The sequence below is a fragment of the Pseudomonas sp. P4_B4 genome (assembly GCF_056402255.1).
Genome location: NZ_JBFUHS010000001.1, coordinates 440,580 through 457,088 on the forward strand (window position 1 = coordinate 440,580; position 16,509 = coordinate 457,088).

The 16,509-nt window shown below is 59.5% G+C and carries 14 protein-coding genes; 10 read left to right on the plus strand and 4 right to left on the minus strand.

What is annotated here, in order from left to right; translation table 11 throughout:
* Positions 1–42: 42 nt before the first annotated feature.
* The gene (locus AC1DVE_RS02095; RefSeq protein ID WP_223455056.1) at positions 43–333 is read right to left on the minus strand and encodes a DUF2782 domain-containing protein; all 291 of its coding nucleotides are present in this window, start codon (positions 331–333) and stop codon (positions 43–45) included.
* Between the two features lie 74 nt (positions 334–407).
* On the opposite strand from AC1DVE_RS02095, the gene polA reads away from it, so the two are divergent.
* Complete coding sequence (gene polA / locus AC1DVE_RS02100; protein WP_223531966.1) at positions 408–3,212, plus strand: DNA polymerase I; 2,805 nt, start codon at positions 408–410, stop codon at positions 3,210–3,212.
* A gap of 420 nt (positions 3,213–3,632) precedes the next feature.
* Here the strand turns inward: polA and yihA are convergent, their stop codons facing one another.
* A complete protein-coding gene (gene yihA / locus AC1DVE_RS02105) occupies positions 3,633–4,277 on the minus strand; it encodes a ribosome biogenesis GTP-binding protein YihA/YsxC (protein WP_223455052.1) in 645 nt (214 codons plus the stop codon).
* Positions 4,278–4,468: 191 nt separating this feature from the next.
* Between yihA and AC1DVE_RS02110 the strand changes: the two genes are divergently transcribed.
* The 7 genes from AC1DVE_RS02110 (at position 4,469) to AC1DVE_RS02140 (ending at position 11,751) form a co-directional block, all read left to right on the plus strand.
* Positions 4,469–4,759 carry a c-type cytochrome gene (locus AC1DVE_RS02110; protein ID WP_223455051.1) on the plus strand — a complete coding sequence of 97 codons (291 nt, stop codon included), beginning with the start codon at positions 4,469–4,471 and terminating at the stop codon, positions 4,757–4,759.
* A gap of 45 nt (positions 4,760–4,804) precedes the next feature.
* Positions 4,805–5,434 carry a c-type cytochrome gene (locus tag AC1DVE_RS02115; protein WP_223455049.1) on the plus strand — a complete coding sequence of 210 codons (630 nt, stop codon included), beginning with the start codon at positions 4,805–4,807 and terminating at the stop codon, positions 5,432–5,434.
* Between the two features lie 200 nt (positions 5,435–5,634).
* Entirely contained in the window at positions 5,635–6,276 is a 642-nt protein-coding gene (locus AC1DVE_RS02120; RefSeq protein WP_008045826.1) for a thiol:disulfide interchange protein DsbA/DsbL, read from the plus strand.
* Between the two features lie 14 nt (positions 6,277–6,290).
* Positions 6,291–7,169 (plus strand): endonuclease/exonuclease/phosphatase family protein, encoded by an 879-nt coding sequence (locus tag AC1DVE_RS02125; RefSeq protein WP_223455047.1) that lies wholly within the window; start codon positions 6,291–6,293, stop codon positions 7,167–7,169.
* A complete protein-coding gene (locus AC1DVE_RS02130; protein ID WP_477783686.1) occupies positions 7,166–9,190 on the plus strand; it encodes a GGDEF domain-containing protein in 2,025 nt (674 codons plus the stop codon). The genes AC1DVE_RS02125 and AC1DVE_RS02130 overlap by 4 nt, the downstream gene beginning before the upstream one ends.
* A gap of 91 nt (positions 9,191–9,281) precedes the next feature.
* Entirely contained in the window at positions 9,282–10,061 is a 780-nt protein-coding gene (locus AC1DVE_RS02135) for an N-acetylmuramoyl-L-alanine amidase (RefSeq protein ID WP_223531964.1), read from the plus strand.
* A gap of 76 nt (positions 10,062–10,137) precedes the next feature.
* Positions 10,138–11,751 carry an EAL domain-containing protein gene (locus tag AC1DVE_RS02140; RefSeq protein WP_223455041.1) on the plus strand — a complete coding sequence of 538 codons (1,614 nt, stop codon included), beginning with the start codon at positions 10,138–10,140 and terminating at the stop codon, positions 11,749–11,751.
* Positions 11,752–11,758: 7 nt separating this feature from the next.
* Here AC1DVE_RS02140 and AC1DVE_RS02145 read toward each other — a convergent pair whose 3' ends face one another.
* Positions 11,759–13,549 (minus strand): KinB sensor domain-containing domain, encoded by a 1,791-nt coding sequence (locus AC1DVE_RS02145; RefSeq protein WP_223455039.1) that lies wholly within the window; start codon positions 13,547–13,549, stop codon positions 11,759–11,761.
* A gap of 10 nt (positions 13,550–13,559) precedes the next feature.
* The gene (gene algB / locus AC1DVE_RS02150; protein ID WP_223455037.1) at positions 13,560–14,906 is read right to left on the minus strand and encodes a sigma-54-dependent response regulator transcription factor AlgB; all 1,347 of its coding nucleotides are present in this window, start codon (positions 14,904–14,906) and stop codon (positions 13,560–13,562) included.
* Positions 14,907–15,344: 438 nt separating this feature from the next.
* On the opposite strand from algB, the gene AC1DVE_RS02155 reads away from it, so the two are divergent.
* On the plus strand, positions 15,345–15,632 hold the full coding sequence (locus AC1DVE_RS02155; protein ID WP_223455035.1) for a hypothetical protein: 288 nt from the start codon (positions 15,345–15,347) through the stop codon (positions 15,630–15,632).
* A 71-nt stretch (positions 15,633–15,703) separates the two neighbouring features.
* A complete protein-coding gene (locus tag AC1DVE_RS02160; RefSeq protein ID WP_008002172.1) occupies positions 15,704–15,868 on the plus strand; it encodes a DUF1328 domain-containing protein in 165 nt (54 codons plus the stop codon).
* The last annotated feature ends 641 nt before the right edge of the window (positions 15,869–16,509 follow it).

Here is a 16,509-nt window from a genome sequence, read left to right on the forward strand (position 1 = left end):
ACGGGCGCCGCTCGTGAGCCAGCGCCAATTGAAATTAGGAAACTATTTCCACTCAAAGATCTTCCACGCCGGAATCAGCATATCCGGGTAATCCGAGCGGATGTAGTTTGCATCTGTACCGTCCGCACGCACCAGAAAGTATGGCTTTCCGCCCTTGGGCGTGACTTTGATGGCATACAGAAAACCGTTTTGGCGGTACTCCTGAATGACTTTATCCCCTTCCGTGCGGATCGTGACTTCCGGCTCGGGTGTCGGCGCATCGTCCGCCGCCATGACGGCCAGTGGTGTGATTGCAAACAAGCCAGCCAGCAACAGGCGATTTAGTGTGCGCATGATAACCTTGTCCCTTTGTCGTCAACGGTCCCGCTATTCTAGCGCCGGACCCGCCGAAAAGGTTGATCCTGCTCATGAGCCAAGCCCCCCTCGTCCTGGTGGACGGTTCTTCTTACCTGTACCGCGCCTTTCACGCGCTGCCACCGCTGACCACGTCCAAAGGTCTGCCGACCGGCGCGGTCAAGGGCGTCTTGAACATGCTCAAGAGCCTGCGCAAGCAATATCCGGACAGTCCGTTCGCTGTGGTGTTCGACGCCAAAGGTGGGACTTTTCGCGATGACATGTACGCCGAATACAAGGCCAACCGTCCGAGCATGCCCGACGACATGCGCGTGCAGATCGAGCCGCTGCACCAGAGCGTGATCGCCCTGGGCTTCCCGCTGCTGTGCGTAGAGGGCGTCGAGGCCGATGACGTGATCGGCACCCTGGCCCGCAGCAGCGCGGCGGCGGATCGTCCGGTGATCATCTCCACCGGTGACAAGGACATGGCGCAACTGGTCGACGGTCACATTACCTTGGTCAACACCATGACCGGTAGCAGCATGGACGTGGAGGGCGTGAAGGAGAAATTCGGCGTCGCTCCGGAGCAGATCATCGATTATCTGGCGCTCATGGGCGATTCTTCCGACAACATTCCGGGTGTTCCGGGCATCGGTCCGAAGACGGCTTCCGGCCTGCTGGTCGGTGTGAACGGCGGCCTGACCGAGCTCTATGCGCAGCTCGACATCGTGCCGACCCTGCCGATTCGCGGCGCCAAGACCCTGCCGGCCAAGCTCGAAGAGCACAAGGAAATGGCTTTCCTTTCCTATCAGCTGGCGACCATCAAGGTCGACGTGCCGCTGGACGTTGGGCTCGACGACTTGCAAATGGGTCCTGAAGATCCGGCCAAACTCTACGAGCTGTACACCCTGCTGGAATTCAAGAGCTGGCTGAACGACCTTGATCGCGACGCCAAACGCCTGGAACTGAGTGCTGCCGCCGAGCCTGCACCGGCCGCGGATCTGTTCAGCGAAGCAGAGGCCGAAGCGCCGGTCGCCGCTGCTGAAGCCGCCTATGAAACCATCCTCGATCAGGCGCGGTTCGATGCCTGGCTGGAAAAACTGAACAACGCCAAGCTGTTTGCCTTCGACACCGAAACCACCGGCATCGATGCGCAGCAGGCGCAACTGGTGGGCCTGTCGTTCGCGGTTCAGGCTAACGAGGCGGCCTACATCCCGTTGACCCATTCCTACATCGGCGTGCCGCATCAGCTGGACCGCGACACAGTCCTGCGCGCACTCAAGCCGATTCTGGAAGACCCGAACAAGCTCAAAGTCGGCCAGCACGCCAAGTTCGACATGAACATCCTGGCCAACTGCGCCATCGGCGGCGATCAGGACAACGGCATTACCGTGCGTGGCATCGCCTTCGACACAATGCTTGAGTCATACGTGCTCAATTCCACGGCCACGCGCCATGACATGGACAGCCTGGCGCAGAAGTATCTGGACCACACCACGGTGAGTTTCCAGGACATCGCTGGCAAAGGTGTGAAGCAGCTGACGTTTGATCAGATCGCCCTGGAGCAGGCCGGGCCTTACGCCGCCGAAGATGCGGATATCACCTTGCGTCTGCACCAGACCCTGTTCGAAAAGCTCTCGGCCATTCCGAGTCTGGCCAGTGTGCTGACAGACATCGAAATCCCGTTGGTACCGGTATTGGCGCGTATCGAGCGCCAGGGCGCGTTCGTTGACGCCGCCTTGCTGGGCGTGCAAAGCATCGAACTGGGCGACAAGATGGTGGCGCTGGAGCGTGAAGCCTTCGAGATTGCCGGCGAGGAATTCAACCTCGGTTCGCCCAAGCAACTTGGTGTGATCCTTTACGAGAAGCTCGGCCTGCCGGTATTGAAAAAAACCGCCAAGGGCCAGCCGTCCACCGCCGAAGAAGTGCTGGCCAAGCTGGCAGAAGACGACTATCGATTGCCCAAGGTGCTCATGGAATACCGCTCCATGAGCAAGCTGAAAAGCACCTATACCGACCGCCTGCCGGAGCAGATCAACCCGCGTACCGGGCGGATTCATACCTCGTATCACCAGGCCGTGGCGTCCACCGGGCGGCTGTCCTCCAGCGATCCGAACCTGCAGAACATCCCGGTGCGCACCGCCGAAGGGCGTCGCATCCGCCAGGCGTTCGTGGCCCCGGCCGGTTACAAGCTGCTGGCGGCGGACTATTCGCAGATCGAACTGCGGATCATGGCGCACTTGTCCCGGGATGAAGGGCTGATGAACGCCTTCCGCCACAATCTGGACGTACACACCGCGACCGCCGCCGAAGTGTTCAAGGTCGAACTGGCCGACGTGACCTCCAACCAGCGCCGCAGCGCCAAGGCGATCAACTTCGGCCTGATCTATGGCATGGGTGCGCAGAAGCTCGGCAAGGACATCGGCGTCGACACCAAGACCGCCAAGGCCTACATCGATACCTACTTCGCCCGGTACCCCGGCGTTCGCCAGTACATGGACCGCACGCGTGCCCAGGCCGCCGAGCAAGGTTATGTCGAGACGTTCTTCGGCCGTCGCCTGTACCTGCCGGACATCAACTCCAACAAGCCGCAAGAGCGCGCCGCCGCCGAACGCACGGCGATCAACGCACCGATGCAAGGCACCGCTGCGGACATCATCAAGAAAGCCATGGTCGCGGTGGATAACTGGCTGACCATGTCTGGCCTCGACGCCAAAGTCATCTTGCAGGTGCACGATGAACTGGTGCTCGAGGTGCGTGAAGACCTGATCGACCAGGTTCGCGATGAAGTTCGCGTGCACATGAGCGAGGCGGCGAAACTGGATGTGCCGTTGCTGGTCGAAGTGGGTGTTGGAAATAACTGGGATGAGGCTCACTGAGCCTTCTTGTAGGAGCGAGCTTGCTCGCGATGGAGTGTCAGACACATCGATTTCGACTGATATTCCATCGTCGGAACGCCGCCCGGAGCAAGCTCGCTCCTACAGAAAATTGTCGTGTTCTGCTGCGGCATAGTGCCGCGGCAGAAGGGCGCAAACAGCTTAGTCCGGAAAGCTATTAGAGTTATTTCAAAGCTATTTGAAAAAAATCTGAACTAATCTTGCGAACCACCACTCAGAGTTACTGAATGGCTGGTGAAGCCCTTCGATGCTCCTATGTTGTGTTAAGTGTTGGCAGATATCTGGACCCCGCCCTAGCGGTCTAGAGCTTGAACCCCGGAACTTCTCCCTCCCCATATGAAGCCCGGGGTTTTTTTTGCCCCGAGAAAACTGCCTGAGTGCGCCGCAGGCAGTTTTCGGCACTTACTGAGCTTCTGCTTCGGCACCCTTGTCCGCCAGTTCCATCCAGCCAGCCAGTACGGTGTAGGCATCTTCCAGGCCCATGCGTTTCGGGGCCGAAAACAGCTGGATTGTCACGAGATCGCCCCAGCCCTTGCGGATTTCCGTCTGAACCTTGAGCAGCGTGTTCTTGGCCGCGCCATAGGTCAGCTTGTCCGCTTTGGTCAGCAGAATGTGCATCGGCATGCCGGCAGCTACGGCCCAGTCGAGCATCAGCAGGTCGAAATCGGTCATCGGATGGCGGATGTCCATCATCAGGATCAGACCTTTCAAACTCTCGCGACCACCCAGATATGCCTCCAGGTGACGCTGCCAGTGTTGCTTGAGCGGGATCGGTACTTTTGCATAACCGTAGCCCGGCAGGTCGACCAGACGGCGTTCATCGTCTAGCTTGAAGAAGTTCAACAGCTGTGTGCGCCCCGGGGTTTTCGAGGTGCGCGCCAGGCTGGCGTGGGTCAGGGTGTTCAAGGCACTCGACTTGCCGGCGTTGGAACGCCCGGCGAAGGCGACTTCGAAGCCTTCGTCATCCGGACATTGGTCGACTTTGGCGGCGCTGAGCATGAAGGTGGACTGTTGGCACAGACCGAGAATGGGATTCTTGAGTTGCATGGGATTTCCGATGTGGGCGGCGCCAGGAATGGGTGCGGCAAGCAGTGTCGCTTCCGTTTCAGTGACGCCAGTATATAATGCCGCAGATTTTGTGTGCGCTTTGTCCCAGCGTAGGATGAAGTTCACGAGAGCGACAGACCTTGATTGCGCACTAGAACGCAGCTCGCTCTCAACCCTGAAAAGGTCGTTTTATGACGAAATGGCTGCTAGCTGCCGGTGTCTTGATGCCGCTTTACAGCGCTCAGGCTACACAGGATCCGGAAGCTGTGTACAACCGTGTTTGTGGTGCCTGTCATTCCGGCCAACTCCCCATGGCGCCGAAAAAGGGCGATCAGGAAGCTTGGACGCCGAGGTTGGCGAAAGGTATGGAGACGCTGGTGCAACACGTGACCCAGGGTTTCAAGGCGATGCCGCCGCGTGGTTTGTGCATGGACTGCAGTGCCGAGGATTACCAAGCCACCATCCTTTGGATGAGCGAGTAAGCCCGGTCCATAACTCTTAACCCTTAGCCGTAGTTGGATTAGCTGATGAAGAAATTGATCGTGAGTCTGCTGTTGACCGTGGGCATCTCCGGCATGGCCCATGCTGCAGGTGAGGCAGTACAACCGGGTGATGCAAAAGCCGGCCAGGCCAAAGCCGCCGTATGTGGCGCCTGCCACGGCCCGGATGGCAACAGCATGGCGCCAAACTTTCCGAAACTGGCGGGTCAGGGTGAACGCTACCTGACCAAGCAATTGCACGACATCAAGTCGGGCAAGCGCACCGTTCTGGAAATGACCGGTCTGCTGACCAACCTGAGCGATCAGGATCTGGCGGACATCGCCGCCTACTTCGCCAGCCAGAAAGGCAGCGTCGGTGCCGCTGACCCGAAAGTCGTAGCTCGCGGTGAAGCCCTGTTCCGTGGTGGTGACCTGGCCAAGGGCCTGCCAGCCTGCACCGGTTGCCACTCGCCAAATGGCGCAGGTAACGCGGCTGCCGGTTTCCCGCACCTGGGTGGTCAGCACTCTCAATACGTCGGCAAGCAACTGATCGATTTCCGCAAGGAAGAGGGCGGCCGCAACAACGATGGCGATACCAAACCCATGCAGACCATTGCCAAAAAGCTGAGCGACGAAGACATCGCCGCGGTGTCCAGCTACATTCAAGGCTTGCACTAAGGTCGGCGGATCGGGCGTTGAACGGGGTGCTTATCGCCTGCAACGTTAACGCTCGATTAATCCGTCACAGCAAGTATAAAAAGGGTGGCCTTGGCCGCCCTTTTTTGTGGCCGCTGCCGCTACACTACAGAACTCAAACCCGCCAGGATCTGTCTGATAACAAGTCGCGCGAGGCGATAAAATTTGTCCAGGAGTAAAGCATGCGTAATCTGATCATCAGCGCCGTTTTTGCCGCTGCCAGCCTGTTCGGCATGACTGCCCAGGCCGCTGACGCCCCCGCCGCACCTTATGTCGAGCTGAGCAATCCGGTTCCGGTCGCCGTGCCTGGCAAGATCGAAGTGGTAGAGCTGTTCTGGTACGGCTGCCCGCATTGCTACGCCTTCGAGCCAGTGATCAATCCGTGGGTCGAGAAGCTGCCTTCGGACGTGAACTTCGTGCGCATTCCAGCCATGTTCGGCGGCCCGTGGGACGCACACGGTCAGATGTTTCTAACCCTTGAAGCCATGGGTGTCGAGCACAACGTTCACGCCGCGGTGTTCAACGCGATTCAGAAAGAACACAAGAAACTGACCGACAAGGATGACATGGCCGACTTCCTCGCTACCCAAGGCGTGGACAAGGACAAGTTCCTCGCGACTTTCGACTCTTTCGCTATCAAGGGTCAGATCGTCAAGGCTCGTGAGCTGGCCAAGAAGTATGAGATCTCCGGCGTTCCAACCATGATCGTCAACGGCAAGTATCGCTTTGACGTGGGTTCTGCCGGCGGTGCCGAACAGGCCCTGCAACTGGCCGACAAACTGATCGACAAAGAGCGAGCGGCTAACAAGGCTGCCGCCAACTAAGGGCAGTCACTGCCATGCGCCGATGGGGTACTGAACGCATCGTTGGCCTGCATGATCCGCGGGTCAACGAGCATCATCTGGAGTCCACGGGCCTGCCCGCAGACAGTCGTCTGCGCTTGCTCAGTTTCAATATCCAGGTCGGCATCAGTACCGAGCGCTATCGGCATTACCTGACCCGGGGCTGGCAGCATCTGCTGCCGCACACCGGGCGTGCCGATAATCTGCAGAAAATCGGCAATCTGCTGGGCGACTTCGATCTGGTCGCCTTGCAAGAGGCCGATGGCGGCAGCCTGCGGTCAGGCTACGTCAATCAGGTCGAACACCTGGCCCAGCTCGGCGCTTTTCCCTACTGGTATCAACAACTCAATCGCAATCTCGGTCGCCTGGCCCAGCACAGCAATGGCGTGCTCAGCCGATTGCGCCCGTGGGCAATTGAAGATCATCCGTTGCCGGGGCCAAAGGGGCGCGGAGCCATTCTGGTACGGTTCGGCGAAGGTCCGGAAGCGCTGGTGGTGGTCATGATGCACCTGGCGTTGGGCGCCCGTGCGCGCAGCCTGCAACTGGCCTACATCCGCGATCTGATTGGCGATTACAAACACCAGGTACTGATGGGCGACATGAATACCCATGCCAGTGACCTGCTGCACAACTCCGCGTTGCGCGATCTCGGTCTGCTTGCGCCACAACTGGAAGCGACGTTTCCCAGCTGGCGCCCACAGCGCTGCCTGGACCATATCCTGCTGAGCCCGAGCCTGACCCTGGAAAAGGTCGAGGTGCTGGCACAGCCCATTTCCGATCACCTGCCGGTCGCGGTAGAGATTCGTTTGCCGGGTTCGCTCACGGCCGATGCATTGCCCGCGTTGAGTCCTGCCCTTCGCGGAACCCATGAATGAGCGACGAAGCACAGCGCTGGAAAGAGAAATACCTCAAAAGCATAGAACAACAGGAAAAGCTCGAACGTCGCTGGGACGCGCGACTCGACTTGCTGCGTCGCGGGCTGGTGCGCAGCACCCTGGCGGCGGAAGGTACTGACCGCGCCGTTGACCAATGCATGAAGGAAATGCGCGAGGTCGTGCGTACCGACGACATGGACGTCGGCCTGGCCGCGCTGATTCCGCGTCTGGAAAAAGCCGTGCTCGACTCCGAACAGCGTCGGGAAACCCGGGTCAACCAGACCAGTGCTGCCCTGACTGCGCTGGTCACGCAACTGCAAACATTGCCGTTGCCACGGGAGGTGAGTCGGCCACTCAAGAGTTTCGCCAAGCAGCTGGATGCGCGGGTCAGTCAGGCACGTGAGATACCCTTGCTGCTCAGCGAGCTGAGTGGCCTGCAGGGCAAGGCCCTGAGCCAGCTGGAGACCCCGGCGGAGAACGGCCGGCCGGGCTTGCTGCAGCGGTTGTTCGGCGGTCGTGAAGCGCAGGAGACGGTGGATTCAGCGGCTACTTCTCCTGCCCTGGCCTTTGCCTCGCAGCCGGCAGCAGCGCCGGCTGCCCCTGTAGCCGAGAACCCTGCGGCGATCATAGGGTCGGCCCCGGTCGTGATTGAGCCGGCAATCTCCGAGGTACCCGCAGCTGAGCGAGTTGAAGGCGAGTCCTCGCTGACCGAGCCAGCGGTGGCTTTTGCCCCCCCGGCTGCGGAGCCTCAACCGGCCAGCGCCGCCGCGGCAGAAGTCGAATTGGCCGAGAAACCGACCCCGGAAACCATCGCGACGCCTCCTGAGCCGGAAACAAACCCCGACGAGCTGACCGCGCAAGCATCGCCGGATAGCTTGCCTTTACCTCCGATACCGACGCAGGACGTGGCCGCCATTGATCAGGCGCTATCCGACCACGACATTCTCTATGCGCTCCCGGACTCCCCCGAGCCCTCCTACAGTTCGGTGGCCAGCCACATCGAAGACACGCTGCTGGGGCTGCTCGACGACCTGACATTGCCCGAGCGTCATCGCCCGCAAGCCGAATCCATGCGCGATCGTTTGAAAAACGGTCTGAACTGGTACGAATTGCTGCCGATCCTCGACGACTTCGCCACCTTGATGCTGGCCATTACCGACAGCGGCCAGCATGAGTTCGAAGCCTATCTGCAACGACTGAACGAGCGTCTCGAATCGTTCCAGAGCAACTTGCAGGCCGCCACCGCAGGACACGCCGACAACCGTTCGGCGGCGCGGCAGATGGACACGCAGATCCGCGAGCAGGTCGATGGCCTGCAAAGCAGTATGCAGGAAGCCGCGGACCTGGAAGATCTCAAGCACGTACTGGAAAACCATCTCGAAGTCTTGCTGGGCACTATGGACCAGCACCAGAAACAGCGCGATGAGCGCGAGCAAGAGGTCGCTGCGCGCCTGCACAGCCTGGCCGAGCGGGTCGCCCATATGGAGCAGGAGGCCCAGGGTTACCGCGAGCACCTTGAAGAGCAACGACAGAAGGCATTGGTCGACCCGTTGACCGGGCTGCCCAACCGTGCGGCCTGGAGCGAGCGCCTGGATCATGAAGTCACACAATGGCAGCAACATGGCAACACGCTGTTGCTGGCCATGCTCGACCTCGATCATTTCAAGCGCATCAACGATAACTACGGGCACCTGGCCGGTGACAAAGTGCTGAAAATCATCGCCAGCGTGTTGCGCAAGCGACTGCGCGGGACGGATTTCATTGCCCGGTTTGGCGGCGAAGAGTTTGTGCTGTTGATGCCATCCACGGTGCCGGCGGCGGGGCTGAAGCTGCTGGACAGCTTGCGTGCCGCCATTGAGGCCTGTCCGTTCCACTTCAAGGGAGAGCCGGTGACCATCACCGTGTCTATCGGGATGACAGCGTTCAGGCCGGGTGAACACGGCGATCAAGTGCTTAAAAGAGCCGATCAGGCGCTGTATCGCGCAAAAAATGCCGGCCGCAACCGCGTGGAGCCGGGCTGATCGTCAATTGTTCCATTTTGTTTGATTGCCGTCAGCCCGCCAGGCATTACGTTACACTGTTGCATTATTGTCTTGTGTGTACTGCCTTCCCATGAAGTATTTTGCTCTGATCGCGTCACTGATTCTGCTGGCCGGCTGCGCCAGCGGTCCCCGTTTCGACACCAGCCACCCTTCGGCCAATTACGACAGCCGCGTGCAATTTGTGGTGGTGCATTACACCAATGCCTCGCTGGAGCGTTCGTTGCAATTGCTTACCCGCGGCGAAGTCAGCAGCCATTACCTGATCGGCGACGACAAGGGCGCCACCATCTACAAGCTGATGGATGAAAATGTGCGGGCCTGGCACGCCGGGGAGAGCGAGTGGAATGGCCGGACCTGGCTGAACTCCAGTTCCATCGGTATCGAAATCGTCAATCCAGGGTTCAAGGACACCCCGACCGGACGAGTGTGGTATCCCTACACAGAAGATCAGGTCCAGTCGTTGATCGTGTTGCTCAAGGACATCAGCAAGCGTCACGGCATAAAGCCTCGCGACATCATCGGCCATAGCGATATTGCACCCTTGCGCAAGCTGGACCCGGGGCCGCTGTTCCCTTGGAAGCGTCTGGCCGCCGAAGGCTTGGGCCTCTGGCCGAATGAACAGGCGGTGGCGCGCCAGCAAATGCTGTTCGCCGAACAGTTGCCGAGCATCAGTTGGTTTCAGGCGCAATTGGCCCGTCTGGGTTATGCCTCGCCACAAACCGGCGAGCTCGATGTCGCGACACGACATGTGATAGCGGCATTTCAGATGCATTTCCGTCCGGCGCGCTTCGATGGCACTCCGGATGCGCAAACTGCCGCGCTACTTTTGGTGTTGAATCAGACAAAATAATGACGCCCGCCCGACGGTCAGGGCTTTTTTCCAATCAGCAGCTATAACTCATTGGTAATCCTTCGGATATTACACAATGATCGCTGCTCGAGAGACCTTCCGTAGTTGGTTCCATCGCCCCTGGTTCCTGGGGCTGATGTCTACTGTCTTGAGCACAACGTTATTGATGGCCGGCAGCCTGTTCGTCGCCATACACCAGGTCGAGCAAAACGAAAGCGAAGAAATGAATGCTCAGGGTGAACGTTTTCTCGCCCGCCTGGAACAGCTCTTCGGGCAACTGCGTGAAAGCCTTGACGACCTTGAAGCGCAACCGTTGCGCGGTTGCGATGCTGAAATGATCGCAACCTTGCAACAGGTTTCGTTCAATTATCGCTTCGTCTACGAAGCCGCCTACATGGACTCCTCGCGAATCTGCTCCAATCGCCCTCGCCAGGAAGGGCTGTCGCTGAGTCGATCGCCAGACATCAAGGGCCCGACTTACAGCTATTGGCTCAACACCACCACCGAACCCGATGAAAACCGCGCCGCGCTGATGCTCGGGCGCGGGAATTTCCGGGTGGCGACCTCTCGCGGGCATTTGACCGATATGGTCGACCTGTCGCCGGGCAGCAGCCTGCTGGTGGTCCTTGACCATGGCGCGCGCGCGATTCCGGTGCTGGGCGCTTCTCAGGTCTGGCCGCCGGCCGAGGCCTGGCCACCGAGAAACCGTGATGCGCTGCAGATCACCCAGGCACGCCTGATATACCGCATGCCCACCGACAACCCGGAATATCAATTGGTGTTGATCAGCCCACGCACCGGCATGCATATCCCGGCGGTCTGGTGGTGGTTGCTGCCGGCCAGCCTCGCGCTGGGCATATGCGTTGGGTTCCTGGTGTTTCTGCTGGTGCGCCAGCGGCAGTCACTGGACGCCGAACTGACCGGCGCGATTCGTCGTGGCGAGTTGCAGGTGCTGTATCAACCGATCTTCGACCTCGATAGCCGCAACTGTGTCGGGGCTGAAGCACTGCTGCGCTGGCGCAGGCCGGACGGCACCCTGACCAGTCCCGACCTGTTCATTCCGATGGCGGAGAACACCGGGCAGATTCGCCAGATGACGGACTTCGTCCTGCAACGCCTGCTCGAGCAACTCGGCCAGTTGCTGCGTGCCAACCCGCAACTGTACATCTCGGTGAATCTCGCGGCGTGTGATGTGATGGTTCCGCGGATCGGCCAGGTGATGGCGCGGTTGCTGACCCTGCACCGCGTCGCTGCGCGGCAAATTGCCTTTGAGGTCACCGAGCGGGGGCTGGTCGATGTGGTGGTGGCCCGGGAAAACCTGCAAGCGCTGCGGGATGTCGGGCACCAGGTGTTGATCGATGACTTTGGCACCGGCTATTGCAGCCTCGCCTATTTGCAAACCCTGCCGGTCGATTGCCTGAAAATCGACAAGGCGTTCATTGATGCGCTGGGCCATGACGCCGCCAGCAGCGGTGTGGCTCCGCACATCATTCACATGGCCCAGTCGCTGCATCTGAAGGTGATTGCCGAGGGCATCGAACATGAGGCCCAGGCCGAGTTCCTGTGCAGTGAAGGCGTGAAGTTCGGCCAGGGCTGGCTGTTCGCCCGCGCGTTGAGCGCAGTGCAGTTCACTGAATTGATTACCCGGGGGCGGCGTCGGGCAGGCCGGCGCCTGGATGACGAAGCGTGAGGGTGACCTAAACGGTCAGCGCCATGTAGAACTGAGTACCCTGCCCTGGCCGTGAATAAACGCCCATCCGCCCGCCATGCAATTGCACGATTTCCTTGCACAGCGCCAGGCCGAGCCCGGCCCCGCCCTTTTTGCGTCCGACTTGCACGAACGGCTCGAAGATCCGCCCTTGCTGACCGTAGGCAATACCTTCGCCGTTGTCCTCGACACTGATGATGACCCGGTCACCATGGCGTCGGGCCTGCAAGCGTATCCGCCCGCCGGAGCCGGTGTGACGCAAGGCGTTGTCGAGCAAGTTGTCGAGTACCCGCTCCAGTTGTGGCTGGTCGGCCTGTAACCGCGGCAAAGGTCCCTGCACTTCCACCAGCAGATTGATTTCCTTCTCTTCGGCCGATGTGGCAAAGCGTGACTGAGCCTGTTCCAGCAATGCCTCGATGGAACACGGCGCCAGGGTGAGTTTCTGCAAACCGTTCTGGTAACGGGAGAAATTCAACAGGTCATTGATCAACTGCATCAGCCGCTGCATCTCTTCATTCACCGTGTCCAGCAAATCAGCCTCCCGGGAGTCCGGGGCAAAGTGCGCGCGCTCACGGAACAATCCGAAGGCCATGTGCATGCCGGTGACCGGTGTGCGCAATTCATGGGAGGCGCGCAATACGAACTCGCTGCGTACCCGTTCGAAGGCACGCTGTTCCGTGACGTCATGCAGCACCATCACGGCACCGAGAATATGGCCCTGGGTATGGCTGACCGGGGTCAGGCTATAGGTCAGTAGTCGCGACTCGCCGTCGACTTCGACACTCAAGTCTTCCGGCGCCCGTTCCAGCGTGCCGCCGCGCAGCACCAGTTGCAGTTGCTCATCGAGTTCGGGGCGCTCCAGCGCCGTACCCAATCTTTGACCCAGACGATCGGACTCCCAGCCCAACTGACGCTGGGCCACGGGATTAAGGTGTTCCAGATGACCCTGACGGTCGATCATCAGCAGTCCGTCGTCGATGCTGTCGAGCACGGCCTGCAAACGCTGCTGACCGGCCAGCAGCTCATCGACATTGGTGGCCTGATGTTCACGCAGCGCTTGGGCCATGATCCCGAAACGCCGGGTCAGCTGGTTCAGTTCCACCGCCGAAGAGATCGGCAGGGTGACATCGAAATTGCCCTGGCCGATATTGTCCGCCGCCTTGGCCAGCGCCTCGATGGGCTCCCCAAAACGCCGGGCGATGGCCTGCGCGGTCACGAAGCCGATGATCAGCACCGCCAGCCCCACCAAGCCAAGCAATCCGGCAATCAGCAGTGCCCGTTCCCGGGCCTTGCGCTCGGTATCGCTGATGTTATCCAGTGCTCGCTTGTGCTCGGCGATCAGACCATTGCGTAGCGCGTTGAATTTTTCCGTCAGGTTGTCGTGGCTGCTAAGCACATTCGACGGGTCCGGGGACGTTTCATAAGCCTGGATAAAGCTCTCGTAGTCGGCTTTGGCTTTTCTGAAGCCGTAGTCGCTTGCGGTTTCTGCCGGCTCCTGGGCGATGCCTTCCTCCAGCAGTTCGAAGTAATGCTGCTTCGAGGCGGCGAAAGCGGCGGAGTCAGGCTTCTCGCTGAGCATGATGATCAGTTGATCACCCAGGGTCTGACGCAGCTTGAGCCCAAGGTCCAGGGTGATGAAGTTACTGCGGATCAGTGCTTCCTGGCTGCCGGCCATCTGCATCACGCTGACCAGCCCGAGCAAGAGTCCGAGCAACGCGACGGTGATCAGTGCGGAGATGCTCAGGAAAAGCCGGGTCCGCAATTTCAGCGCCAGTTTCATCGGCTATTGCTCACAAGTTGTACTGTTTGCGTTTGCGGTACAGCGTTGAGGCGTCGATGCCCAGGGTTTTCGCCGCTTGATCCAGCGTGTCGGCGGTGGCGAGGACTGCGCCGATGTGGGCCTTTTCCAGCTCCTCCAGGCTCAGTGCCGCGCCGATGTGCGGTGCATTGTTGACCGGGGTTTCGGCCATGCCCAGATGACTGATCTCGACCCGCTCCTGTGGACAGATGATGCTCGCCCGCTCGATCACGTTGCGCAGCTCACGGATGTTGCCCGGCCAGCGATAGCTCAGCAGTGCCTCCCGAGCCTCGTCGCTGAAGGCGCGCGCGGGACGGGCGTACTCCTTGACGAAGCGCGCCAGGAAACGATCGGCCAGGTTGAGAATATCTTCGCGGCGTTCGCGTAGCGGTGGCAGGTGCAAGGTGATGACATTCAGGCGATAGAGCAGGTCTTCACGGAAACGACCGTCGCGGACCATATCCTCAAGGTTGAGGTTGGTGGCCGCAAGGATGCGCACATCGGCACGGCGGGTCACCGGATCACCGACGCGCTCATATTCCTTGTCCTGAATAAAACGCAGCAACTTCGGCTGCAACGTCAGGGGAAAGTCGCCGATCTCGTCGAGAAACAGCGTTCCGCCGTCAGCCTGGTTGACTCGCCCCAAGGTGCTTTCGCTGGCACCGGTGAAGGCGCCGCGACTGTGGCCGAAGAGTTCGCTCTCCATGAGCTCGGTGGTCAGCGACGGGCAGTTGATCGTGACGCAGGATTTTTTCGCGCGTTTGCTCCAGCCGTGAATGGCTTGGGACAGTTCGCCCTTGCCGGTACCGGATTCGCCCAGAATCAGGATATTGGCATCGGTCGTGGCAACCTGGCGGGCGGTTTCGAGTACCACTTTCATGGCCGGGCTGTGGGAGTCCAGACCATCCTTGGGCTTGCGCACTTCACCTTCCAGGGCTTCCAGTCGCGCGGACAGTTGCCTCACTTCCAGTTGCTTGGTGGTTGCCAGCCGCAATTGATCGGGGCTGCACGGTTTGACCAGATAGTCGGCGGCGCCGGCCTGAATCGCATCCACCGCCGTGTCGACGGCCGAGTGGGCAGTGACGATCACCACCCGCATCCAGGGCGCCTGGATACGCATCTGGGCCAGCACATCAAGGCCGTTGTCTTCACCCAGACGCAAATCGAGGAAGCACAGGTCGAAGACCTGCCGCTGCAACAGGGCTTCTGCCTGCGCGGCGCTGGTGGCGGTGGCCACGCTGTAGCCTTCGTCTTCGAGGCAATAACGGAAAGTACGCAGGATGGCGGACTCATCATCCACCAGCAGAATGCGGCCTTGATGCTCAGTGGCTGATTCCATTTTCCTGCGCTCCTTAATGACTGATCTTTATTTAGTCCCGGAGAAATCGGGCAAGTTGCATGATTGATTCTGAGCCATTCCTGTCATGGCAGGGTAGCTCTCATCCGATGTATCGGTTAGCCACCTGATTTTGCGGGTCTTTTAACAGATGCCCGGTTTCTGACAGCGACCAGCGTGAATTTCTGACATCCGCGCCCTCCTCTCAATTCAAAAAATTTACGTCTTCCTTCAAACGAATCGTGCAATACGCACGACTGCATCAGTGGCATCGTGCAGGATGCGCGCGAAGTGATTTCTTTGATGATCATAAGATATTGATATTAAAGGTAATTAATTCGATTCAAAGCTGGCATGCGCTCTGCAATTGTCTGGTTGACCAAGGCATTCAAAAACTAACGCCCGCTATCGAATACCGTCCCGAGTGGTAGGAGTTCCAGGATGAATCGTCAACGTGTCGCCCACCTGCATCTCTCGCCTGCGCATATCCAGCAAGGCCTGTTTGCTGTTCTGGCGCTGTTGATCACCCTGATCGGCAGTCAGCAGTTTCTGCGCTGGGAGCAGAGCCGGCAGCCGGAAGCGCCATGCCTGTCGATTCCGCATTCGACCCAAACCCATTTCAGCGCTGTCAGCAGCGGTCAGGCCGATAGCACCCCGATGCGCATGATGGATGTCGACCAGGCCGGGCCTGTGGGTGAGATGCGTCATCAAGAGCGTTGGGTGTTCTAGGCAAAACTTCCGCCGCACCCCATGCGCCGGGAAACGCAGCACCTCTAAACACAAGCGTAAGGAGAATCACCATGTTGAGCTGGGCAATCACATTCCTGATCATCGCCATCATCGCCGCTGTATTGGGCTTCGGTGGTATCGCGGGCACTGCCACGGGTATCGCCAAGATTCTGTTTGTCGTGTTCCTGGTGATGTTCGTTGCCTCCTTCTTCTTTGGCCGTCGCGGTCGAGGCTGACATGAGAGGGTTGTTCAAGAAACTGGCAGCCGCCCTGCTGTTGGGCGGTAGTGCCATGGCATGCGGGCTGGCGTTTCCCCGACATGCCTGACCTGCGAATGCAGGGCTTGTTGATAGGGTATTTGAATTTGTACACGAAGGAGGCCACAGCGCCTCTTTCCACCTGCGCCACCTGAGGAAGGCCGGCGCATGACCAAGGGGTCGGGACGTTATGCCTGTTTCAGGGGCGCAGTGACCTACGGGTACAGGGAGTACCTGCGCAAGGGCCGGGTCAGGAAAAGCTGCTGCGCAAGTTCGTCGGACCGCCATGGCTCGGCGGGCTTGCGAAGGGCTTGATCACGCAACACATTGAAATAGAGAGCTCGCCCCGGTTTCATCACTGTTTTCTCGTCCTTGTCCTTGTTGCGTCGGAAAATACTTTTCCCGGTGTTTCACCAGCGACCGTATATCGAGAAAAATCATCTTTCTTTGGCCGCAATTTTTCGCTTCGTCCGTGGGATTTTGCTGAAAAATCAACGCTCGGCCACTACTCAAAAAACATTCAATCTGCTCTGTGATGGCCGGTTCACGGCACTTATGCCTGCCGAAATGTCGTATTCGAACCGGTTGGGACGCGCGTTTCGCTAAAAAAACCTCATGCC